General features: G+C 40.4%; 23 protein-coding genes. 19 read left to right on the top strand and 4 right to left on the bottom strand.

Features of this window, described 5'->3' with window-relative positions; all coding sequences use genetic code 11:
- Positions 1 to 21: 21 nt before the first annotated feature.
- A complete protein-coding gene (locus tag ADA55_RS05265; protein WP_226990415.1) occupies positions 22 to 891 on the bottom strand; it encodes a DUF1002 domain-containing protein in 870 nt (289 codons plus the stop codon).
- 579 nt (positions 892 to 1,470) lie between these two features.
- Between ADA55_RS05265 and ADA55_RS05260 the strand changes: the two genes are divergently transcribed.
- Entirely contained in the window at positions 1,471 to 1,815 is a 345-nt protein-coding gene (locus ADA55_RS05260; RefSeq protein ID WP_034308124.1) for a GNAT family N-acetyltransferase, read from the top strand.
- 28 nt (positions 1,816 to 1,843) lie between these two features.
- Here the strand turns inward: ADA55_RS05260 and ADA55_RS05255 are convergent, their stop codons facing one another.
- Positions 1,844 to 2,380, bottom strand: a complete 537-nt coding sequence (locus tag ADA55_RS05255; protein ID WP_048680145.1) for a DUF309 domain-containing protein — start codon at positions 2,378 to 2,380, stop codon at positions 1,844 to 1,846.
- A gap of 166 nt (positions 2,381 to 2,546) precedes the next feature.
- Positions 2,547 to 2,639 carry a YjcZ family sporulation protein gene (locus ADA55_RS28260; protein WP_072273196.1) on the bottom strand — a complete coding sequence of 31 codons (93 nt, stop codon included), beginning with the start codon at positions 2,637 to 2,639 and terminating at the stop codon, positions 2,547 to 2,549.
- Positions 2,640 to 2,854: 215 nt separating this feature from the next.
- On the opposite strand from ADA55_RS28260, the gene ADA55_RS05250 reads away from it, so the two are divergent.
- The 18 genes from ADA55_RS05250 to ADA55_RS05165 all read left to right on the top strand — a co-directional run bounded on the left by ADA55_RS05250 (position 2,855) and on the right by ADA55_RS05165 (position 20,835).
- On the top strand, positions 2,855 to 3,622 hold the full coding sequence (locus tag ADA55_RS05250) for a segregation/condensation protein A (protein ID WP_048680142.1): 768 nt from the start codon (positions 2,855 to 2,857) through the stop codon (positions 3,620 to 3,622).
- Positions 3,609 to 4,190: an SMC-Scp complex subunit ScpB gene (gene scpB / locus ADA55_RS05245; RefSeq protein WP_034308120.1), complete on the top strand. Its 582-nt coding sequence runs from the start codon at positions 3,609 to 3,611 to the stop codon at positions 4,188 to 4,190. Before ADA55_RS05250 ends, scpB begins: the two co-directional genes overlap by 14 nt.
- Before the next feature lie 55 nt (positions 4,191 to 4,245).
- On the top strand, positions 4,246 to 4,656 hold the full coding sequence (locus ADA55_RS05240; protein WP_048680137.1) for a hypothetical protein: 411 nt from the start codon (positions 4,246 to 4,248) through the stop codon (positions 4,654 to 4,656).
- Positions 4,657 to 4,684: 28 nt separating this feature from the next.
- Entirely contained in the window at positions 4,685 to 5,173 is a 489-nt protein-coding gene (locus tag ADA55_RS05235) for a YpuI family protein (RefSeq protein WP_034308117.1), read from the top strand.
- 120 nt (positions 5,174 to 5,293) lie between these two features.
- Positions 5,294 to 6,169, top strand: a complete 876-nt coding sequence (locus tag ADA55_RS05230; RefSeq protein ID WP_048680134.1) for a superoxide dismutase — start codon at positions 5,294 to 5,296, stop codon at positions 6,167 to 6,169.
- Positions 6,170 to 6,611: 442 nt separating this feature from the next.
- Positions 6,612 to 7,175: an alkyl hydroperoxide reductase subunit C gene (ahpC, locus tag ADA55_RS05225; RefSeq protein WP_034308115.1), complete on the top strand. Its 564-nt coding sequence runs from the start codon at positions 6,612 to 6,614 to the stop codon at positions 7,173 to 7,175.
- Positions 7,176 to 7,353: 178 nt separating this feature from the next.
- Positions 7,354 to 9,000 carry an FAD-dependent oxidoreductase gene (locus tag ADA55_RS05220; protein ID WP_048680131.1) on the top strand — a complete coding sequence of 549 codons (1,647 nt, stop codon included), beginning with the start codon at positions 7,354 to 7,356 and terminating at the stop codon, positions 8,998 to 9,000.
- Between the two features lie 157 nt (positions 9,001 to 9,157).
- On the top strand, positions 9,158 to 10,318 hold the full coding sequence (locus ADA55_RS05215) for a D-alanyl-D-alanine carboxypeptidase family protein (protein WP_048680128.1): 1,161 nt from the start codon (positions 9,158 to 9,160) through the stop codon (positions 10,316 to 10,318).
- On the top strand, positions 10,311 to 10,904 hold the full coding sequence (locus ADA55_RS05210; protein WP_048680124.1) for a nucleoside recognition domain-containing protein: 594 nt from the start codon (positions 10,311 to 10,313) through the stop codon (positions 10,902 to 10,904). The genes ADA55_RS05215 and ADA55_RS05210 overlap by 8 nt, the downstream gene beginning before the upstream one ends.
- 1 nt (position 10,905) lies before the next feature.
- Positions 10,906 to 11,445, top strand: coding sequence for a spore maturation protein (locus ADA55_RS05205; protein ID WP_048680121.1), 540 nt, complete (start codon positions 10,906 to 10,908; stop codon positions 11,443 to 11,445).
- A 302-nt stretch (positions 11,446 to 11,747) separates the two neighbouring features.
- A complete protein-coding gene (rluB, locus tag ADA55_RS05200; protein ID WP_034308106.1) occupies positions 11,748 to 12,488 on the top strand; it encodes a 23S rRNA pseudouridine(2605) synthase RluB in 741 nt (246 codons plus the stop codon).
- A 210-nt stretch (positions 12,489 to 12,698) separates the two neighbouring features.
- A complete protein-coding gene (resA, locus tag ADA55_RS05195) occupies positions 12,699 to 13,229 on the top strand; it encodes a thiol-disulfide oxidoreductase ResA (RefSeq protein WP_048680116.1) in 531 nt (176 codons plus the stop codon).
- An 18-nt stretch (positions 13,230 to 13,247) separates the two neighbouring features.
- Positions 13,248 to 14,897, top strand: a complete 1,650-nt coding sequence (resB, locus tag ADA55_RS05190; RefSeq protein WP_048680112.1) for a cytochrome c biogenesis protein ResB — start codon at positions 13,248 to 13,250, stop codon at positions 14,895 to 14,897.
- The gene (ccsB, locus tag ADA55_RS05185) at positions 14,890 to 16,068 is read left to right on the top strand and encodes a c-type cytochrome biogenesis protein CcsB (protein WP_048680110.1); all 1,179 of its coding nucleotides are present in this window, start codon (positions 14,890 to 14,892) and stop codon (positions 16,066 to 16,068) included. Before resB ends, ccsB begins: the two co-directional genes overlap by 8 nt.
- A 295-nt stretch (positions 16,069 to 16,363) precedes the next feature.
- Positions 16,364 to 17,080, top strand: coding sequence for a response regulator (locus ADA55_RS05180; RefSeq protein ID WP_034308096.1), 717 nt, complete (start codon positions 16,364 to 16,366; stop codon positions 17,078 to 17,080).
- On the top strand, positions 17,077 to 18,870 hold the full coding sequence (locus ADA55_RS05175; RefSeq protein ID WP_048680105.1) for an ATP-binding protein: 1,794 nt from the start codon (positions 17,077 to 17,079) through the stop codon (positions 18,868 to 18,870). Before ADA55_RS05180 ends, ADA55_RS05175 begins: the two co-directional genes overlap by 4 nt.
- A 215-nt stretch (positions 18,871 to 19,085) precedes the next feature.
- A complete protein-coding gene (gene sigX, locus ADA55_RS05170) occupies positions 19,086 to 19,646 on the top strand; it encodes an RNA polymerase sigma factor SigX (protein ID WP_048680217.1) in 561 nt (186 codons plus the stop codon).
- Complete coding sequence (locus ADA55_RS05165; protein ID WP_048680102.1) at positions 19,612 to 20,835, top strand: GerMN domain-containing protein; 1,224 nt, start codon at positions 19,612 to 19,614, stop codon at positions 20,833 to 20,835. Before sigX ends, ADA55_RS05165 begins: the two co-directional genes overlap by 35 nt.
- Before the next feature lie 48 nt (positions 20,836 to 20,883).
- Here ADA55_RS05165 and serA read toward each other — a convergent pair whose 3' ends face one another.
- Complete coding sequence (gene serA, locus ADA55_RS05160) at positions 20,884 to 22,458, bottom strand: phosphoglycerate dehydrogenase (RefSeq protein WP_048680099.1); 1,575 nt, start codon at positions 22,456 to 22,458, stop codon at positions 20,884 to 20,886.
- Positions 22,459 to 22,819 lie beyond the last annotated feature (361 nt).

Here is a 22,819-nt window from a genome sequence, read left to right as displayed (position 1 = left end):
GGCCATCCTTTTTTTATTGAATCAGCTGAAAAGTGATTTGATCGCGTCTATTAAACTACTGAACACTTCTTTCAATTTATCCAGAAATGATTGACCCTCTTCGGATTCAAGAAAATTGGAAAGTTTATCTTTAGCTGCAGTCAGCTGATCACCGACAGCGTTCCAATCAATATTCAATTCTTTTAGCTTATTGAATAAATCAATTAAACTTTGTACTTGATCTTCATTTAAGGCGATTCCAAGGTCTTTTGCTGAAGACTCGACAACCTCGCGGACCTCTTCAGTATTGGCTGGTGGATTTGCAGCCATTTCCTCTTTGATTTTCGTAACAAGTGCAGAGGCTTCTTCCGTACCGATTTCATCACCCAATTTTGCTGTTTTCACCATTTCTTCATTCGCTGCCTGTTTCACATCTTCAGGAATCTTCTTGTCGGCAGAGATTTCATAGGCTTTAATGACTCCTGTCAAAGCCGCTGTACCGGAAACGGGTATAGGTGCGGTGACATAAACGGTAGCATCTTTTACTCCTGCAGTAGCCAGTGCATTGATATACATTTCATCGGAAACCCAGTTAATGTTTTTCGACTCCAGTTTAAGACCGGTACCTTTTTCCTCCAAAGTGATCGCAGAGGATGAAATCGCTTTTGTACCGATTAGACGGCTAGCGATATAGTCTCCTAAGTATTCATGTTCCTCCGCATTTGTAACGGTTAAAACCTCAACATCATTTGGTGCTTTCATTTCTGATAAAATCATATTTTTTTGTTCATTTGTCAAATTTTCACCAAGTGTGACGATCATTTCACCAACAGCTGCATCTGCAAAAGCCTTATATGGCAATAATAGACATAATAAAATGGTTATAATGACCCATTTATTCATTTTTTTCATGATAATCCTCCTTAACTTTCCTGCTGAATTGGGAATCTTTCAATAAAAGGGCGGCACTTTAAATCAGATTCATAGTATTTGACGAAACAAAGGCTAAAAAAGATACATATATTCCTGAAAAAAATTTATTAGCCAAAATAACTACGTTCATTTTAACGAAGAAGTTGGGTCTATCTTTGTCTTTTATACCTAAGATGGCACTCTATGAACCTAGATCACTTTACCAATGTAGTAAAATCGAAGCAAGATTGCAAGGATATTTGTCAGATTGTGTTAAGTTATAGTAGAATGAATTCGTTATTTAAATATTTGGACCATTCATAAAGGGAGTATGGGATGAGGAAAAGTAATAAGACTCTTTTACTTATGATGCTTATTATCGCTTTGATGTGGGGAATCGTATACTGGCTGTTTATCGCTTAGCACATAGCCCATTGATAAATCAAGTGCTGAAAGTGATGTTGAAACGAACGGGATTTTTATGTATGATGTAAATGTTATATGTGAGGATTATTATTCAAAGCAAATTAATTGGAAACAGGAAGATAATAAAAACGTTATTTAGTAACGAGGGATATTATGTTGATTAAGTATAAGAAAAGTTATGAGAAGTTTGCCATGGGATTATTATCTTTCATGCCAAATGAAAAAGAGATAAAAACGCTTCGGAATACGATGAAGAATTATGAAACGGATGAAAACCTACAGCTGTTCTTATGGAAAGATGAAGAGATTACGGGCCTGATCGGTATAGAAGTCTCTCCAACCCACATTGAGATACAACATATATCTGTAAATCCATCCTTCCGGAAGCAAGGTATCGGTAAAACGATGGTCAGGGCCATCAAGGAGCAATATCCTGACAAAGAATTAAAAGCAAATGAGTTTACGGAAAGCTTTCTTGACAGGTGTGAAGATTTTTGAATATGAAAGCTTGAATGGAGGACCGCCTTTAAGGGCGGTCCTCCATTCTTGTTTTTCGAAGGGATAGCTGTCGAGCCCTTTCTGAAATGACATCCGAACGGTCACGCATTAGGTGCTTATCAACTATCGATGTATTGGTCATGTCGCTATCCGCACCCCATATGGATCCTTCTTGCGAACACATGGACTGGCATTTTTCGATCAGTCTTTGATCCGATATGGGCAGATTGATGCTTTTATATGGCTTTTGTGATAACATTCGCTCATGGGTATCCTCGAGCAATTTGAACAGTCGTTCTGGATCGAGTCCCAACTTCAGGAGCTCGGCCTTTTTTAGGTGGAGATTTGCCAAGGCTTTAGACAGGGTCCTTGCAGCCCCTTTTTTGTTTCCCCTGCGATCATGATACAGGGCAACCGCAATCTGAATGAGCCCCACCCAATGAGAGTCACGCTCTTTTGGTGCGGTTTCCTTCCAATATTCTTCAAGGATTTCATGACATTCGAAGTAATCCCTCGTTCCATGGAAATGGACAAGGAAAGAAAGGTAGTCTTCCGCGTAAGTCAATAGGAGCACCCCTTTTGTTTGATGGAATCAACTAAAGTATGGCAAAAAGCCATTTTCTTATAGCTTAACATCCGCTATGTATACTCACTAAGTTTAGCATAGAATTTTTTCCTGGAAAATAAAGAAAGCTGATTGCAAGGCAATCAGCTGATTCATCAGTCTTCCATTAACACCAAGAAGCACCGACGATAACTAATAAAATGAACAAAACTACAATAAACGCGAATCCGCCGCCGTTTCCAAAACCACCTGCACCCATAATGAGTACCTCCTTTGTTCTGCTATTCTTACATTTCTAGGTTATGTTGGATTTCAGAATGTGATTGGGCATCGACCCATTTGACGGTAATCCCAAATAAAAACTTTTCTATGGACAGTAAATTATTATTTGGATAAAGGGCGGCAATCCACTATACTTGATTAGTAAAATAAATAGGTCTATATCGGCCAATTAGATTTAAATGAGGTAATTTAATGGGTTATAACATAAAAATTGACGCTTTCGAAGGTCCGATGGATTTACTCCTGCATTTGATCAATCGCCTGGAAATAGACATCTACGATATTCCGATGGCTGATATTACAGATCAATACCTAGGTTACATCCATACGATGCAGCATCTGGAATTGGATGTGGCCAGCGAATATCTGGTGATGGCTGCAACACTGCTTGCCATCAAGAGTAAAATGCTGCTTCCAAAGCATGAAGATGAGCAAATGATTGATGAAGATGGGGAAATATTTGAGGAAGATCCACGGGATGAGCTTGTGGAAAAACTATTAGAATATAAAAAGTATAAAAATGCAGCCGAAGAATTTAAAGGGATGGAAGAAGAAAGAAGCTTGATGTTCAGCAAACCCCCAAGTGATCTATCTGTTTATGTTAAAGAAGCGGAAAGTGATAAACAAGAGTTGAATATAAGTCTATATGATATGTTGGGGGCTCTGCAAAAATTGCTGAGAAGGCAAAAAATTCAAAAGCCGCTTTACACGAAAGTAACGAAACAAGAGATATCGATAGAGAAACGAATGGATGAAATCAAGATTGAGTTACAGTCCATTAAAGGGAAGAAAAGTTTTTTTGAACTGTTTTCGCTCCCGGTCAAGGAGCATATCGTCATCACTTTCATGGCGGTGCTGGAACTGATGAAACTTAATGAAATCATCGTTGAACAAGAAAATAATTTTTCGGAAATCATGATTGCTGCTAAGGAAGGTGTAGAACCAGTTGGAAGTTATTAATTGGAAAGGGATTCTTGAGGCATTATTGTTTGCTGCCGGAGATGAAGGGCTCTCTGTCAAACAAATTGCCTCTGTCCTGGAAATTACGGAATATCAAGCAACGGACATCGTTGAAAGTTTAAAGGAAGAATATGTATCGGATGTACGCGGGATTCAAGTGATCGAAATAGCGGGCGTTTATCAAATGACGACAAAAAAAGAGCACTCGGATTACTTGAAAAGACTAGTCGAAACATCAAGCACTCAAGGCTTATCCCAGGCGGCATTGGAAACACTCGCAATCATTGCTTATAAGCAGCCGATTACTAGAGCTGAAATTGATGAAATACGCGGAGTGAAAACGGAACGCCCCATTCATACACTTGTCACCAAAGTCTTAATTAAAGAGGTTGGACGTGCTGAAGGCTCGGGCCGGGCTTATTTATATGGGACAACAAAAGAGTTTTTGGATTACTTCGGCCTGAATTCCATAGATGAATTACCGCCTCTCGCCGATAATTCGGATGATAGCTTTGAAAGTGGTGAAGCCGATTTGTTTTTTGAAAAATTTCAGCAAACAATCGAATAACATTTTTCTTTGAATTGTGATAATATAGAAAAAAATGAATGCGGGGGGATTGCGGGTGCGAATTGTAGCATGCAATGGATTTGGGCTTGAAAAGGAAAAGTCAAATTCACCTGAGGACTTCTTTAATCGATCCGTTATACAATACATAAAGGATGGAGAAGAAAAGACGCTGAATGTACTGTATCTTCGCTATTTTGATGAGATGGTCACTCTTTGGACCCCATATCCCGCCAATCCCCTATTCAAAAGCCCTAACAGAGATATTTATATGGCTGACATCATCGCCATGGTCTGTCTACTCAAAGACCCGAGCCTGGTTAACCGAAAACGAATATATATAAATGCAGAAAAAGACCTGGCTGGTTATTTCGAAAATATAGATTTTGAAAAATTGGAGAAAGTGTTTATATCTATTGACCAAGCTAAACCATATGATATAGAATCACATGTTGACTATTATATTTAATCTTAATCAATTTGAGGAGGGTTCACGGTTGGGGAATACATTGGTAAAATCTCAGCTTGAGGATGTAAAGGGCTTTTTGGAAACGACAGTGGCTCAACTGGAAGAATTTATAAATGAGACGACCTATTCTAAGCTGCAAGAAGAAAAAAGCGGGGATGAAACCTATTATAAAGGAATCCTTTCAAGTTTAAGAAGAATGCTTGTAAGTTGTGAAGAGGGCCTGGAGGCTTGCCAAATCGTTCTGAAAAATGATGTTTTCAATAAAGCTGCAGCTGAAAAGACGCTTTATAGAGTTTATCATCAATGTATCGAAGAATACTTTTCCCCAAAATCAGATCGGTGGTTTGAGGACAGCAGATCTGCCTATACAGGAAAAAACTCGATTAAATTTCACCAAAGTGTACCTGACAGCATAATATCCATTCTGAAGGCCGTGGAAAGTGGATTCCAGACCATGCGTGAAGAATTGGAGTTTTATGAAACGGATTACCGGACGAAAATGTTGCAGTCAAGATAATGAAACAGCAAGGCTTAATAAGCCTTGCTGTTTTTTTTAGCTATAAATGGAATCTCCGCTTAATCGAAACATAAAATACTTTGATGATTTATGTGCATGGGAATAGGGGGAGGTTGCAAGATGTCTGAGGTAAGAGATTATGCTAAAGAGGTAAGTGATTGGGTTGATGGAGTGATGGAATATCTTGAGAAGATCGATATCACCGATTCGCCGTTGCTGTCAAATATTGAACGGCTTTCCGGGTTGGCTAAGAATATGGATGAGGAAGAAATGGATTATGAGGATATGGTCCTGATTGAAGAAGAGATGGCTCGGGTCTACGAGGAAATTGAAGAACTCGCTAGAGAATTCAATATACAGGAAAGGCAATCAGTGCCGATTGGGAAGCATACGCTACCGCCGTTACCTTATGCCTATGAAGCGTTGGAACCGACGATCTCAAGGGAAATCATGTATCTGCACCATGATAAGCATCATCAAGCATATGTCGATGGTCTGAATAAAGCGGAATTGATGATGAAAAAAGCGAGAGAAACGAATGATTTTTCCTTGTTGAAACATTGGGAAAAGGAAGCAGCTTTTCATGGATCAGGCCATTATCTCCATACGCTGTTCTGGGAAGTGATGATTCCGGGAGGGGGCGGACAGCCAAGGGGGGATTTACTTAAACAGATTGAGAAGGATTTTGGAAGCTTTGCAGCTTTTAAAAGTCATTTTAGTGAGGCTGCCAAACAAGTAGAAGGTGTTGGCTGGGCGATATTAGTCTGGTCTCCGCGTGCGCGGCGGCTAGAAATACTTCAATCGGAATTGCACATGGTTTTGACCCAGTGGGATACGATCCCAATCCTTGTTCTTGATGTATGGGAACATGCTTATTACCTGCAATATAAAAATAATCGGGCAGGCTATGTGGACAAATGGTGGGACGTTGTAAACTGGCCGAAAATAGCCGTAAGGTTCACCGAAGCGAAAAAGCTTATTTGGAAAAAGCAATAACTGATAAAATATAGAAATGTCTTTGGAGAACCAATTACAACTAAACGGGCCGTCAAGGTTCGTTTTTTTTTATTGAAATTTCGAAACAAGAATTTTTTAGGGGGAATATGGGAAAGATATGAAGGGAGACCTGAAAATTTTATTTGAAAGCAACTTATGATTCTCATTTGGATATTATAATTAGATTGAAAAGGAGAGGAAATCATCTCACGAAATAATGAGCATTTGTCTTATTTGTATCCTAGAAATAATATTGGAAATGTGTTGAAAATGCTAATTTGAAGTACTATGGGATTTTAAAAATAATTAATTTATATTAATATAAAAACTGTGACCAATTTGTGAACTTAAAAATTATTAAGGTATATTTATTGACTAGTTTCTATTTAATAATTATTATAAACAGGAGCAGATAAAAAAATAGCTATTGGAGGAATTTATTATGTCATTGATCAATAAACAAGTTGAAGATTTTAAAGTACAAGCTTACCATGCAGGAGAATTCAAAGAAGTTACACTTGAAGATGTTAAAGGGAAATGGGCAGTATTCTTTTTCTACCCAGCTGACTTCTCTTTCGTATGTCCAACTGAATTAGCCGATCTTCAAGATAACTATGAAACATTCAAGGAAATTGGTTGTGAAGTTTACTCAGTTTCAACAGATACTCATTTCAGCCACAAAGGATGGGCTGATGCTACTGATACAATCGGAAAAATCCAATATCCAATGTTAGCTGACCCAGCAAACGTTTTATCCCGTCAATTCGGTGTATTGATTGAAGAAGATGGTTTGGCTCTACGTGGAACTTTCATCGTAAATCCAGAAGGACAAATTAAAGCATACGAAGTCAATGATTTAGGAATTGGCCGTAATGCAGAAGAACTTGTAAGAAAAGTTCAAGCTGCACAATTCGTAGCGGAACATGGAGATAAAGTTTGCCCTGCAAAATGGACTCCAGGTGAAGATACTCTTGAACCAAGCCTAGACCTTGTAGGTAAACTTTAATTTTTAATGGGAGGGTCCATTTCTACTGGTAATGGACATACCCAGCATTGTTTACGATTACTGGACAAATCGTCCGACATGATCTAATGACAAAAGGCACTTACCTAAAATAAGTGCCTTTTGTTTTTCAAAATAATCAGTTTAGCACGTTATAATCATTCAGCAAGGAGCACAAAAGATGAAAAAAATATATGATTTATTAATTATTGGTGGCGGTCCTGCAGGCCTCTCAGCAGGTGTTTATGCAGGAAGAGCTAAGTTAAAAACAATAATCCTAGAAAAAGGAACTGGCGGCGGACAAGCTGCAACTACGTCGGAAATAGCCAATTATCCTGGTATCCGTCATATATCGGGCCCTAGGTTAGTTGAAGAAATGAAGCTTCAAAACGAAGATTTTGGCGTTGAGTTCGCCAAAGCCGATGTAACGGGCGTGGATTTCTCCGGTGAGGTGAAAGTCGTTAAAACCCTTGGCGGGGACTACCATGCACGCGCCGTCATCATTGCAACGGGTGCTTCTCCAAGAACGCTAGGATTTCCAGGTGAAGAGGAATTCACTGGCCGCGGTGTAGCGTATTGTTCAACATGTGATGGTGAATTCTTTGAAGGGTTGGAAGTTTTCGTTATCGGCGCAGGATATGCAGCCGCTGAAGAAGCGATATTCCTGACACGTTTTGCTACAAAAGTGACAATCATCGCCCGTGAATCAAGCTTCTCGTGTGCCCCGTCCATTGTTGATAAAGTAATGGCAAATGATAAGATTGAAGTGAAATTCAATACGGAAATCTTAGGGGTTCATGGAGACGGGATGATTCAAAGTGCACGTTTCATCAATAACGTTACCAAAGAAGAATTTGAATATAAGGCGAAGGAAGAAGACAATACATTTGGCGTATTCGTTTTCATAGGTTACGAGCCGAAAACAGAGATATTCAAGGGCCATATCGAAATGGATGATGCTGGTTACATTTTAACCGATGATGATATGAAGACTAATGTGAATGGTGTCTATGCGGCGGGCGACCTAAGGCCAAAATCCTTGCGCCAGATTATCACAGCAGTATCCGATGGAGCGATTGCAGCAACGGATGCCGGCAAATATATTGAGGAAGAAAAAGATCGCCTGGGAATCAAGGATGAACCTGAAGTTGAAAAACCGGCGAAAAAAGAACAGGCAGCTGTCCCAGCAGGCAAGAGCGCTTTATTAAGTGATGCGTTACGTGGCCAATTAAAGGGAATCTTCGGTAAGATGGAGAGCGGCGTTACTATGGTGTCCATTGTCGATGAAAGTTTGCCAAAATCAGTAGAATTGCGAGACTTCCTGTTGGATGTTGCGGAATTAGGAGATAAGCTTCATCTTGAGTTATACAACAAAGGGGAAAATGCGGAAATCGAAGAAAAAATCAATGCGGATAAGTTCCCTGTCGTTGCCCTCTTAAATTCAAATGGTGAATACAGTGGCGTCAAATTCCACGGTGTACCAGGCGGCCATGAGTTGAATTCCTTCATTTTGGCCATCTATAACCTGGCTGGACCTGGTCAAGCATTGGATTCAGCCGTATTGAATTCAATTAAGGGAATCAGTAAAAAAGCGAACATTAAGGTCATGGTTTCATTGTCATGTCACTACTGTCCAGACGTTGTTGTGGGTGCACAGCGCATAGCGATTGAAAACCCTAACGTTGAAGCTGAAATGGTCGATATAAGCAATTTCCAGGAAATCAAGAAGAAATATAAAGTCATGAGCGTGCCGGCCATGATCATCAATGATGAAGAAGTCGTATTCGGAGCTAAGAAAATTGATGAAATCGCTGCATTATTAGTATAATAGAACACTAAATCGATAGGGGCCCCTATCGATTTTTTTTATGGGAATTCTCCCTTGAAATCAGTGGATATCAGGAATGTTTAGATTCTTTTATTCATAACCCTTGTCCCTTTGCATAAACTTGTACAAAAACAAGTAAAGAGACGAGGGGGCACTCATGCGTTTTCTATATAAAGGGTTATCGAGTTTATGTATCGTCATTCTCCTGTTGTCTTTTATGGCACCTGTACAAAGCGTCAATGCAAATGTATCCGTAAGTGCCCATAGCGCGATTTTAATGGATGAGGATAGCGGAAGGGTCATTTATGAAGTGAATGCTCATGAAAAGAATCGCATAGCAAGCATTACGAAAATAATGACGGCTATCTTGGCTATTGAATCGGGACAAATGGATGAGACAGTGAAAGTGAGCAGCAATGCTGTCGGGACGGAGGGATCTTCCCTTTACTTAAAAGAAGGAGAAAAAATTAAGCTCGAAGATTTGGTATATGGCTTGATGCTTCGTTCAGGTAATGATGCAGCAGTGGCAATCAGCGAAAAGGTTGGCGGAAGCCTGGATGGATTCGTCTGGATGATGAATCAAAAGGCGGAAGAAATAGGGATGAAAAATACCCATTTTTCAAATCCACATGGTTTGGATAATACGAAGAACCATTATTCAACCGCCTATGATATGGCCATTCTCACTCGTTATGCCATGCAAAATGAAACGTATGTGAAGATTGCCGGCACAAAGGAACACAGGGCACCTAATTCCACAGAACAATGGGATTATGTTTGGAAGAACAAAAATCGCCTTCTTACACAATTATATGAGTATTGCACAGGGGGGAAAACAGGGTATACGAAACTAGCAAAACGTACCTTGGTCACGACGGCAACAAAAAACGAGCATGACCTGATTGCTGTGACATTGAATGGTCCGGATGATTGGAATGATCATATTCACATGTACGAATCCGCCTTTAAGGATTATAAGCCAACAGAAATTTTACCCGCAGGCATGGTGGAAAACATGGAAAATAAAATATATAAAGGACATGTCTACATTAAAAATGATTTTTCGTACCCACTGACAAACGAAGAGAGAGAATTGGTCAAAGTGAAAATGAAATTGCTGAAGCCCCAGAAGGCTTGGGATGATAAAAGGAAAATCCCGGAAGTGGTCGGCAGAGCATCCATCTATCTTGATGGGAAGAAAATAGGCACTCGCTCAATTTTTTATGGAGAAGCAAAAGAAAGCTTCAAGCAACAATCATTCCAATCTTCATGGGCTGAAGTATTTGAAGCGGTATTGGGAATCGGACGCAATGGTTAATTACATTTGGGTCGGGATGTTCGTGATCGGTATCGTCTTTGGCATGATTAATGGAACGATGGATCAGGTGAATGAAGCTCTATTTGTCAGCGCAAAGGAAGCGGTCACCCTTTGCCTGGGACTGATGAGCATACTTGTCTTTTGGCTGGGTTTGATGAAAATAGCGGAGGAATCGGGGCTGTTAGATAAACTATCCAACTTGTTCAAGCCGTTCATGAGATGGCTATTCCCTGAAGTGCCTCCTAATCATCCAGCAATGGGGTATATACTTTCCAATATGATGGCAAACACATTCGGATTGGGGAATGCGGCTACGCCTCTTGGTATAAAAGCCATGGAACAGCTTAAGAAACTAAATGGAGGAAAAGCAACGGTCAGCCGCTCGATGGTCACTTTTTTAGCAATCAATACCTCAAGCGTAACGTTGATTCCAACCACTGTCATTGCGATCCGCATGAACTACGATGCCCACTCCCCGACGGACATCGTATTTCCGACCATAATAGCAACGGCCATTTCTGCCGTTGGGGGAATCGCGATAGATCGATATTTTTATTACAGGAGAAAAAGGAGCGGGAGGGAATAGGATGTTGCACTGGATGACTACCATTTCAATTTGGATGATACCGGTTTTGATCCTCGGTATATTACTGTATGGCACATTGAAAAGAGTTCCCACCTATGAGACCTTCGTTGAGGGGGGGAAAGAAGGAATCAGCATGTCCTTTTCCCTCATCCCTTTCCTGGTGGGGATGCTTGTGGCAATTTCAGTATTTAGGGCATCAGGGGCCTTGGATTTCATTGTACAATCACTGCATCCCTTGCTTTCCCTTCTTCATTTTCCGTCTGAGGTTTTACCCCTTGCGATTATTAGACCAATATCCGGAACAGCAGCTTTAGGAATCACCAGCGACCTGATATCGGTTTATGGACCGGATTCCTTTGTTGGCCGCTTGGCTGCCACGATTCAGGGAAGTACAGATACCACCTTCTATGTATTGACCGTTTATTTTGGAGCCGTCGGAATCAAAAAAATGGGTGATGCCCTTAAGGTCGGCCTTTTGGCAGACTTGATTGGAATCATAGCTGCCGTTATTGTCGTCACACTGGTTTTCGGTATGAATTAAAAGGTAGGGAAATGGACGATTCCATTTCTTTTTTTTGTCTTTTTTCTTAAAAGCAGCCCTCCATTATTAAGGTGTATTCAAACTTTCATCAAAAGAAACATTTTTTTGTATGGAAAAATAAGCTATGTTACACTCATTATGGAAACCAACCCATTTAACCGTCCCATTATTGGTGTAATAATAAAAGAAAAGCTCTTAATCGCGAAAAACCTTTTGTTTTTGCCTCTCAATATGTAATAATTGTATGATTGTGTATGTATAGACAATAACAAACGAATGATTATACTATGGGGTGAAGATAGATGGAACGATTACAAAAGGTGATAGCACATGCTGGACTGGCTTCCCGCCGTAAAGCAGAAGAGTTGATTTTAGAAGGTAAGGTAAAAGTGAACGGCAAAGTAGTGAAGGAATTAGGTGTGAAAGTGGGGCCTAATGATAAGGTTGAGGTTAATGAAGTCCCGCTTGAAAAAGAAGCTCCGGTTTATTTCCTATTCTATAAACCGCGCGGCGTCATTTCGGCCGTTTCCGATGATAAGAACAGAAAAGTCGTAACGGACTTTTTCCCTTACATCAATGAACGGATTTATCCAGTTGGCCGCTTGGATTACGATACTTCGGGCTTGTTGATTTTAACCAATGACGGGGAATTTGCAAACACGTTAATGCATCCGAAGCATGAAGTGGATAAAGTGTATGTGGCGAAAGTTAAAGGGATGCCTTTGCGTGAAAGCTTGAAAAAGCTGGATAAGGGTATCAAGTTGGAGGATGGCAAGACTGCTCCGGCCAAGACAAGGGTATTGTCTACCGACAAGAAAAAGGAAACGGCCATAGTTGAAATCACAATACATGAAGGCAGGAATAGGCAAGTCCGCCGGATGTTCGAAGCAATTGGCCATCCCGTCATTAAATTGAAGAGGGAACAATATGGTTTCTTGACCTTAGACGGTTTAACTGCAGGGGATTCCCGGGAGCTGACTCCACATGAAGTTAAATTAATGCGGACTTTAGCAACGACCGAGCCTAAACAGCGGAGAATGTAAGCTAGTATTTTTCCTGTATTGATAGGTTGAAACCACTACCCCTACTCTTCCCCTGGAAGAAATGGGTGGTGGAAAACAACCTGTAAATACCTTTTCCTTCATGAATCGGGAAAGAATGTCACAAAACCTTCAGAAATGTAAATATAAAGGACATGGCGTTAAATGGTATAATGGTATGGTTAAATTTAGTGTGGCCTTAGGAGGATCTCTATGGATAAAAAGAAGCGACGCCTCATTAGCAGAACCATCATTCTCCTGCTTTTAGGTGCAGCTTTAGTGTTTGCCCTTTATACGAACTTCACTAAAGATAAGAATGAAAGCCTGAGAAAAGGATCCGATGCACCCAATTTCGTCTTGACTGATATGGAAGGTAAAGAGCATAAACTTTCAGATTACAAGGGAAAAGGCGTCTTCCTGAACTTTTGGGGTACATATTGCAAGCCGTGTGAATATGAAATGCCTTATATGGAAAATCAATATAAAAAATTTAAAGACCAGGGCGTTGAGATATTGGCCGTTAACGTCGGGGAATCTGACTATGCTGTCAATAATTTCATTACAAAGCATGATCTTACCTTTCCTGTCATGATCGATAAAGGTAGGGAAGTGGAAAATGCTTACCGCGTGGATATATTGCCTGTCTCCTTTTTGGTTGATAAAGAGGGGAAAGTGATAGATATCATCACCGGAGCTTTGACAGAAGAGAGCATCCAAAAGCATATGGAGAGAATTAAACCATAATATTGGGGAGTTTTTGACATGAAAGAAGTAAAATGCGATTGTGGTCATGTAAATCCGTTTGGCACAAAGATATGCGGGAAATGCGGAATGGTGCTTGGTAACGAAAAAGAGAACAAGCTTATTGATATGAGATATGAAGGAAGTGCCAGGCGTTCACAAACATATAAAAAAACGATCATCGATAAAATATGGAATTTCTTTTCTTCCGTTAAGGTCGGGGTGACGCTCATTGTCATTGCTTTGATCGCTTCAGCTATCGGGACGATTTTACCCCAGGAAATGTACATCCCTTCAACCGCGACGCCTGCAGAGCATTATGAACTGGAATATGGCTGGTTCGGAAGGGTGTATTATGAACTCGGGTTTCATAACTTGTATAGTTCATGGTGGTATTTGATTATCATAGGCATGCTGGGCATATCGCTATTGATTGCCAGTATCGACCGGTTCTTTCCGTTATATCGATCGTTAAAAAAGCAAGGGGTTACACGTCATGACGGTTTCATGAAACGTCAGCGGATTTATGGGGTGACAAAGCTTGAAGAACAAGATATAAACCTTGAAGAAGTAAAGGATAGACTAAAAAGGCAGCGTTATCATATACGAGAGGAAAACGGTCATATACTTGCCGAAAAAGGTCGTTTTTCACGCTGGGGACCCTATGTCAATCATATTGGACTTATCATTTTCTTAATTGGAGCATTATTGCGTTCCGTCCCTGGGATGTATATCGACAAAGTACTTTGGCTGCGTGAAGGCGAGAGGAAAGAAATCCCCGGTACAAATGGTGAATACTATCTTCAGAATAATGAATTTACCTTAGAGGTGTATGACAAAGAGAGTGAAGAAGATAAGCAGTACAGTGCTGCAATTGATAAAACCGGTACGATCGCAAAAACATATCAATCCGATGTTACGCTCTATGAGCGCAAGGGAGAAACCTTACCAGGGGAAAAAGTGGACCTTGATAAGCTTAAAGATTATAAAATCAAAGTCAATGAACCTCTGAAACATGATCATTATGCCCTCTACCAAGTAGACTATAAATTGGATGAGCTCAGTACGATGGCTTTTAATTTGATAAATAAAAAAACCGAAGAGAAATATGGAAGCTTAAAGGTTGATTTGAACAACCCTCAAAAGAAATACGAGTTGAAAGAAGGATATTCCGTTGACTTGATCAGTTACTTCCCTGATTTCGAGTTCGATGAAAAAGGCGAACCTAGAACGATATCGAAGATTCCGAATAATCCAGCATTTATCTTTAAGATGCATACTCCGGATAAGCCAGAGGGTGAAGTCAGTTTCGTAGCGATTAAGGAGACTGTGGAGCCTTTAGGGGAAAACACTTATAAAATGGCTTTTAATGGTGTGGAAACCCAAGATGTCACGGCTTTGACCGTCAGGAAGGATTTAACGCTTTGGATTCTATTCACGGGTGGAATCATCTTCATGATCGGCGTTGTCCAAGGGTCTTATTGGAATCACCGGCGTATATGGATTAAAAGGAAAGATGATGAGATACTTTTGGCCGGCCATACAAACAAAAACTGGCACGGCATTAAAAGAGATATAAAACAAGCAATAGAATCAACATCACTTTCCGAACCAATGGATCAACTTGAAGAGGAGAAATCTTCTAGTAAGGGGGAAGTTTTAAATGGCTGAATTAAGCAGTAACCTTTTATATGCAGCTTTCATTTTATATCTGATCGCTACCTTTTTATTCGGGGGATCGATCAAGGATAAACGCGGTGCGGAGGAAAAAGAACAAAACAAATGGGCAAAACTGGGCATTTTCGTCACCATTCTCGGGTTTGCAGCGCAAATTGGGTATTTCATCACCAGATGGATTGCTGCCGGACATGCCCCGGTAAGTAACTTGTTTGAATTTACGACCTTTTTCGGAATGATGCTGGTCGGTGCTTTCATATTAATTTATTTTCTTTATAAAACACCTGCCCTTGGGCTATTCGCTTTACCGATTGCATTATTGATAATCGCTTATGCAAGTATGTTCCCTACAGAGATTTCGCCACTCATTCCTGCTTTGCAGAGCGATTGGCTCCATATTCATGTAACGACCGCAGCGGCAGGACAGTCGATCCTTGCCATAAGTTTCGTTACTGCCATCATTTATTTAATCAAATTCGTTGATCAGACACAAGCAAGCAAAAGAACGTTCTGGCTTGAAGTCATCATGTTCACATTAGTCTGCACCATCGGTTTCGTCATCATCACTTCTTCTTTTGCTGCCATGGATTATAAGGCGAATTTTGATTGGGTCGATAAAAAAGGTGCCGAAGTCAAACAGGAATTCAACCTGCCGGCATTGGTAGGTCCCAATGAAGGGAAACTCATTGAGACGGATCGATTTGAACCGCTGGTGGACATGCCTGCACTGATCAATGCCAAGAAACTGAATACCGTTCTTTGGTCATTCGGTATGGGACTCGTCCTGTATGGTTTAATAAGGTTGATTGCTCGCAAAAGAGTGGCAGCACTGATTAAACCGATCGTTAAAAATGTGAATTTGAATTTATTGGACGAGATTAGTTATCGTTCGGTCCTTATTGGTTTTCCAATCTTTACACTCGGTGCCCTCATTTTTGCAATGATCTGGGCTCAAGTGGCCTGGACACGATTCTGGGGCTGGGATCCGAAAGAGGTCTGGGCACTGGTTACTTGGTTGTTTTATGCAGCTTTCTTGCATTTGCGGATGTCTAAAGGGTGGCAAGGGGAAAAATCGGCTTGGCTTGCCGTCATCGGTTTTGCCATCATCATGTTTAACCTGATATTCGTCAATCTTGTTATTGCTGGTTTGCATTCATATGCTTGATTCTGTATTGTAATAATTAGATGAAGGGGGTCTTTTGATAGAAACGTCGAGGAGTTGGCTTATCGATTTTTCTAGAGAATGATCCCTTTTTCCTTTCATCCCTTTTAATAAGAGTATTTTGGTGAAAAAGCAATTATCCATTCTTAATGAGCGGTCGGAGTCTTTTTTGTGACAAAATGGTGAAAGGTTCATGGAAGCCACTCGAAAATGGCTCTTTATCGTACTTTATAAGGAAAAAGTATTAGTCATGGAAGTATTCATTTTGTAGAATATATGATAGGAGGCTGATTACATAATGTATAACGCTATTAAAATTCTCGTGGTGGATGATGAGGAAAGAATCCGCCGGCTGCTAAAGATGTATTTGGAAAGAGAAGAATACATAATCGATGAAGCTGAAAATGGAGATATGGCTTTAACAAAAGCCCTTGAAAATGATTATGATTTGATTTTATTGGATATTATGATGCCTGGGAAAGATGGAATCGAAGTTTGCCGTGAATTAAGGGAAAAGAAAACGACTCCAATTATCATGCTGACGGCTAAAGGGGAAGAAGTGAACCGCGTTCAAGGATTTGAAGTGGGGACCGATGATTATATCGTAAAGCCGTTCAGTCCCCGTGAAGTCGTGTTAAGGGTTAAAGCTTTATTGCGTCGCTCATCAAGCACAGGTTACATGCAGACGGAAACGACGGCAAAAGATGTGATCGTCTTCTCACATCTAACAATAGACAATGATGCCCACCGTGTACTTGCTGATAACAAAGAGGTTTCATTAACACCGAAAGAATATGAATTGTTATATTTCTTGGCGAAATCCCCAGATAAGGTTTTTGACCGGGAGCAATTGTTAAAAGAAGTATGGCACTATGAATTCTTTGGAGATCTTCGAACTGTAGACACGCATGTTAAACGCTTGCGTGAAAAATTAAACCGTATATCCGAAAACGCAGCCAAGATGATTGTGACCGTTTGGGGTGTAGGTTACAAGTTCGAAGTCATTAATGACTGATGCTATGGGGCAGTGTTGTAGGGAAGCTATGGGCAACGATCCTATTGCTCGTGTCGTTTGTATTAATTGTTTTAACCGTTCTGCTGGTCGAATTCTTTGAGAATTTCCAAATTGAAAATATTGAAAATGATTTAACCAAAACGGCTGAACAAATCATTAAGGTGACCAATGAACATCAGGGATCCAGCAATGAGGTATTACAAATAGCTTCGGAATTAATAGGCAATGAAACGAAAATGATCATTCTTAATGATGACAAAATGGTATTCTCATCCATCGGTGGAGATAATGAGTTTGAAATTACGCCGGAACTCATTAAAAATGACCCCGAATTGCTCAAGGTTTTTACGGAAAGAAAGACTGTAAAAAAGGAAATGGCGCTATCCGAAGATGCGGGAAACGAGGGCTTATCCGCAATCGTGGTAGGCATTCCGCTTGAATTGAATGGGGAACAGGATGAAGTGTTCCTATTTCAATCGTTGGAGTCCATGGAAGAAACCACAAAATCCACTACACAGTTCATTTTATTGGCAGCAGGCATCGCCATTATTTTGACAACGATTTTTGCTTTCTTTTTATCTACAAGAATCAATGCTCCATTGGTGAAGATGAGGGAAGCCGCCCTAGCGATTGCCCGGGGGAAATTTGATACAAAGGTTCCAATACTGACTCAAGATGAAATCGGTGAGCTGGCCATAGCGTTTAATCAGATGAGGAAGCAACTGAAATTCAATATGAATGCACTTAGTCAGGAAAAGGAACATCTCTCAAGCATTCTTAGCAGTATGGCAGATGGGGTCATCACCTTCAATAAAGACGGCACAATTCTTGAAACGAATCCGCCAGCGGAAAGGTTTCTGCAATCCTGGTATTTTGAAAAGGGCTATAACCGGGAAGATAATGTGAATGTTCCTTTGGTTTTGATGAATCTTTTTGATGAATCAGAGTCCTTCGATAAGGAACAAGTCGGTGAAATTACCTTGCAGGGCCGTAATTGGGGATTGATTGTCAGTCCGCTATATACAAATGGCGACAATATTCGGGGAGCGGTGGCCATCATAAGGGATATGAGTGATGAAAGACGGATGGACAAACTCAGGACTGATTTCATAGCGAATGTTTCCCATGAGTTAAGGACCCCGATTTCAATGTTGCAAGGATATAGTGAAGCGATTGTAGATGACATTGCGGGCAGTGAAGAAGAAAAGGTGGAAATGGCCCGCATCATCTATGATGAATCTTTGAGAATGGGACGTTTAGTCAATGATCTTCTCGATCTAGCTAAATTGGAATCGGGTAAAATGAATCTTAGCTATGAATGTGTACCTATTTCTCCATATTTAAAGAGGATTACAAGTAAGTTTTCTGGGCTGGCTAAAGAAAAAGGGATTACCATATCAGCCAGCCTGCAAGACGATCAGATTCAATGGCACTTCGATCCGGACCGTATTGAACAGGTTTTGACCAATTTAATTGATAATGCGATTCGTCATACTCCCCCAGGAGGTAACATTGATGTCATTCAGAGGACAAGTGATCGAAGGGGACTGATCATTGATGTGAGGGACTCTGGATCTGGAATTCCCGAAGAAGATCTGCCATTTGTATTCGAGAGGTTTTATAAAGCGGATAAAGCAAGGACCCGCGGCCGTTCGGGTACCGGATTGGGTTTGGCAATCGTAAAAAATATAATCAATGCCCATGATGGCTACATTTCGGTAAACAGTTTACCTAATAAAGGGACGACGTTCAGTATCATTTTGCCTCGAATTATGGAAAACGCTGAATGAATGACAGGTGGATCGCCAGATAATCTTGTTTCATAAAGAACTGCGAAGACAAAGGCAAGTGGATTTCTTTCCAACTTGTCTTTGTTTTTTTAGGAAACAAATAAGAAGTCCCTGATATGTGGAAATTAACGGAATTTTATAATAAGATTAAAGCCGAAGTATGTAACTTTTGTTTAAGATTTACGACTATATTTATGAACGGATGTGGGGAAATGATGGATTCCGTTTTCCACGATCTTTATGAAAAATATCATCAGGAAATATATCAATTCATTTTTTATATGACTAAAAATCGAGAAACCGCCGAAGACCTTGTTCAGGAGGTCTATATCCGGGTGATGAAGGCCTATGAACGCTTCGAAGGAAAAAGCAGTGAAAAAACGTGGATGTATTCGATTGCAAGAAATGTGACGATTGATCACTTTCGGAAACAAAAAGGGTGGAAAGACAAAATCTTTCCTAATTTTGATTGGGATAGGCAATTGCTAAAAGATGAAGAGCCCATTCCCGAGGAAGTGGCTATCAAGAACGATGAAATCCAAGATATTTACCAATGCTTAAACCGGTGTACCACGAATCAAAGATCCGTGATCATTTTACGATATATTCAGGGATTGTCCATTACGGAAACTGCTGAAGTATTGAATTGGAGTGAAAGTAAGGTAAAAACGACCCAGCACCGAGCTTTGAAGGCCATTAAAAAGTTGATGGAAGATTTATCAGGAAAGGAGGGCCACCGCATTGAGGAGATCCCGTTGGAAAGAAAGCGAAATTGAAGACATGCTGCGCGAGCTTCCGAAATTAAAAGATGAACGAACCAAGGCAGAGGTGTATGCGAGAATACATGATAAAAAGAAAAAGAAACACTGGATACCTCTATTCGCGGGTGTTGCCTCCTTATTCTTGATGGTTGTTTTGGCATCATCGTTCATTATTGAAATAAAAGGAACGACAAGTCGAGAAGACAGCGGCAGCAGTGGGAAATTATCTCTATCTGAAAGTAAGGAAATGGCAGATCTTGAACGGAAGGATACAAGTAACCAAGAAAAGCCCTCAGAAGATAAACAGGAAGCTCAAGAGTTTTCGAGTAACCAAGCGAAAATCGAATCCAAAGACAAGTTTTCAGAAATGGAACCGCGAAAAGGGGAAAAGGAAAAAACATTTGAACAAGCGATCTATCAGGATGACCTTAAAAATGCCTCGATCATTACGATGGGTGTCCCAGATGATCAAATGAATTTCATCGTTCCCATTTCAATTAAACTTAAACATCATGATGAAAGTGATACACTGAATCAGTTAGTTAAACAAATGTCCGATATCGATGAAGCGCAATATGGGCTATCTGACTATTTTCCGCTTGATATAAAGATTAGCCAAGGAAACGATATAAACACTGCCCATATTGATTTTCCAGAAAAAAGCCAACTGTTGGCTGAAGATACACTTTTTCTCCATTCGATGGAAGAAACGCTTTCCTATAACAATATAGAGAAAATGACATTTTCCACAGAAGGTAAGCAAGGTGCCAGGTTTGCACATGCGGGATATTTAAAGGAGATGGATATACCTCATCAAAAAAAACGCACATACCTTCTTTATCAAAGGGAAGAGTCTTCTCCAAGTTTCCTTGTTCCAAGCAATATGGGTTATCGGGACTTTGAGGAGGCGCTGCAAGCCGGAAAAGGGGAGGCGGACATCGAGGGAATTTCACCTGCAATCCCCCATGACCTGAAATGGGAAAGGATAAGCTCTAATGGAGATCTTGTGATCATTCATCTATCAGATCAAGCTGTTATTGAAAATAGTGAGGAAACCCTTCAAGCTTTAGAAGCCATACTCTTCATAGCTAAGGATTTTGGTTTTGTAAAAGTGAAGTTTGAAAATGCTCCTATTGAAGAGGTGGGCCAGTTGAATTTAACTGAAGACATATTGGTGCCAGAAGCACCGAACCAAGTGAATTGAATGCATTAACAGAAAAAAGTGCCCGCGCTGCGGGGCACTTTTTTCTTCTTATAATGAAATACGGGCCATGAACGTAATTTCCTCTGTTTCCATTAAAAACTGTTTCATGTTGTCTTCTAATGGTAAATCGAAGCTCAAAACCATGATGGCTTCACCGCCAGCTTCTTTTCGGCCAACCTGCATGGTGGCGATATTCACTCCGTGATCACCCAGGATCTTACCTACGTTACCGATTACACCGGGTTTATCGGTATGCTGGATATAAAGTAAATTCGATTCGGGATGAAAGTCGATTTTGAAACCATTCAAACTTACAATTCGAGAACCATAGTTTTCGATATAGGTCCCACTTATTGTTAATTCTCGGTTGTCACCTTTTACTTTAAGGCTGATCAAATTCGAATAGCCTAAAGAGTCCGTAGAGATTTTTTCGCCAATGGTTATGCCACGCTCTTTTGCGATCAACAAGGCATTCACTTCATTGACTGATGCATCCACTCTTGATCTTAAAAAGCCGGAGATTAGACTTTTTGTAAGAATCGCGGTATCGAAATCCAAAGATTCTCCTGCATATGTAACGGAGATTTCCTGAATTCCTTCATTCATGCACTGGGAAGCAATAGATCCCATTTGCTGAACGAGTTGATGGAATGGCTGTACCTTTTCAAACACTTCTTTAGATATGGCTGGAAGATTGATTGAACTTGAGACTGGATTTCCTTCGAAATAGGTCAATACTTCTTGGGCAACCTGTACGGCGACATTTAATTGGGCTTCTTTCGTGGAAGCGCCTAGATGCGGTGTAGCAATGACGCTGTCCAGTTCCAGCAGTTTATGGCCAAGTGGGGGTTCTTCGACGAAAACGTCCAGTGCCGCCCCTGCAACATGCCCTTCAACTAACATTTCATATAAATCATCTTCGTCTAGAATTCCACCACGGGCGCAGTTCAGTACATAAACCCCTTTTTTACAGGTAAGCAGTTTTTCTTTATTAATTAATCCTCTAGTTTCATTCGTTAGTGGTGTATGGACAGTAATGATGTCTGCTTTAGGAAGCAATTCATCCAATGGCAGGGCCGTTACGGACATTTTCTTTGCACGATCTACAGTCAGGAACGGGTCATAGACAATGACATCCATTCCAAACACTTTAGCACGTTTGGCAATTTCCCCTCCAATGCGTCCAAAGCCAACTATGCCTAATGTTTTACCACGAAGTTCAGTTCCCGTATATGAAGAACGTTTCCACTCCCCATTTTTCAATGAAGCATAAGCTTGCGGAATGTGGCGCAATAATGAAGCCATCATCGCGAATGTATGTTCAGCTGTTGAAATGGTGTTGCCGTCAGGTGCATTAACCACGACAATCCCGCGTTTTGTCGCTGCGGGGATGTCTATGTTATCAACACCGACACCAGCGCGTGCTATAATTTTTAACTGCGGCATACGGTTCATTAAATCTTCCGAAACCTTTGTTGCACTTCTCACAAGAATTGCATCGATCTGATCAAGTTCGTTTGCAGCTTCCTCTACGGTCTTCTGAATGAGATGAATATTGGATGCCTCTGAAAGCGGTCCGAGTCCTTCTGGTTTAATGGCGTCTGCTACTAAAATCCGATACACGTCTAAACACCTTCCTAAGGAAAAAATTATCTTAAATTTCAGTTAATTTTACAATTGAAATGCTGATAATGTCAATTTGGCTTATCTGAATGAAAGCGCTTAAACAAATGATTTTCATCTGATCATCCGTTTAATGCGGCGATATAAATAGCTTCGTCTCCTTTTGCGAAAAATTTTCGAATTGTCATATTGTAAATCCGCCATTTGTTTTAAGCCGTTCACTGCGACGATCGATATTCATCCTACATGCATCAAATGAGAAAAAATGCTATCAAAAAAAAGGTATTTCAGATATAATGGGAAGTATAAAAAATTTTATAGGTCTATCTTCGGGGCGGGGCGCAATTCCCCACCGGCGGTG

The sequence above is a fragment of the Bacillus sp. 220_BSPC genome, from assembly GCF_001054655.1.
GTDB classification, from domain to species: domain Bacteria; phylum Bacillota; class Bacilli; order Bacillales; family DSM-1321; genus Peribacillus; species Peribacillus frigoritolerans.
The sequence above is the reverse complement of the archived record's forward strand: the minus strand, read 5'-3'. Positions and strand labels throughout refer to the sequence as shown.

Coding starts and splice junctions, on each gene's coding strand:
- ADA55_RS05265 (WP_226990415.1), bottom strand. CDS start 891: ATGAAAAAAATGAATAAATGGGTCATTATAACCATTTTATTATGTCTA.
- ADA55_RS05260 (WP_034308124.1), top strand. CDS start 1,471: ATGTTGATTAAGTATAAGAAAAGTTATGAGAAGTTTGCCATGGGATTA.
- ADA55_RS28260 (WP_072273196.1), bottom strand. CDS start 2,639: ATGGGTGCAGGTGGTTTTGGAAACGGCGGCGGATTCGCGTTTATTGTA.
- ADA55_RS05250 (WP_048680142.1), top strand. CDS start 2,855: ATGGGTTATAACATAAAAATTGACGCTTTCGAAGGTCCGATGGATTTA.
- ADA55_RS05230 (WP_048680134.1), top strand. CDS start 5,294: ATGTCTGAGGTAAGAGATTATGCTAAAGAGGTAAGTGATTGGGTTGAT.
- ahpC (WP_034308115.1), top strand. CDS start 6,612: ATGTCATTGATCAATAAACAAGTTGAAGATTTTAAAGTACAAGCTTAC.
- ADA55_RS05220 (WP_048680131.1), top strand. CDS start 7,354: ATGAAAAAAATATATGATTTATTAATTATTGGTGGCGGTCCTGCAGGC.
- ADA55_RS05215 (WP_048680128.1), top strand. CDS start 9,158: ATGCGTTTTCTATATAAAGGGTTATCGAGTTTATGTATCGTCATTCTC.
- ADA55_RS05210 (WP_048680124.1), top strand. CDS start 10,311: ATGGTTAATTACATTTGGGTCGGGATGTTCGTGATCGGTATCGTCTTT.
- ADA55_RS05205 (WP_048680121.1), top strand. CDS start 10,906: ATGTTGCACTGGATGACTACCATTTCAATTTGGATGATACCGGTTTTG.
- rluB (WP_034308106.1), top strand. CDS start 11,748: ATGGAACGATTACAAAAGGTGATAGCACATGCTGGACTGGCTTCCCGC.
- resA (WP_048680116.1), top strand. CDS start 12,699: ATGGATAAAAAGAAGCGACGCCTCATTAGCAGAACCATCATTCTCCTG.
- resB (WP_048680112.1), top strand. CDS start 13,248: ATGAAAGAAGTAAAATGCGATTGTGGTCATGTAAATCCGTTTGGCACA.
- ccsB (WP_048680110.1), top strand. CDS start 14,890: ATGGCTGAATTAAGCAGTAACCTTTTATATGCAGCTTTCATTTTATAT.
- ADA55_RS05180 (WP_034308096.1), top strand. CDS start 16,364: ATGTATAACGCTATTAAAATTCTCGTGGTGGATGATGAGGAAAGAATC.
- sigX (WP_048680217.1), top strand. CDS start 19,086: ATGGATTCCGTTTTCCACGATCTTTATGAAAAATATCATCAGGAAATA.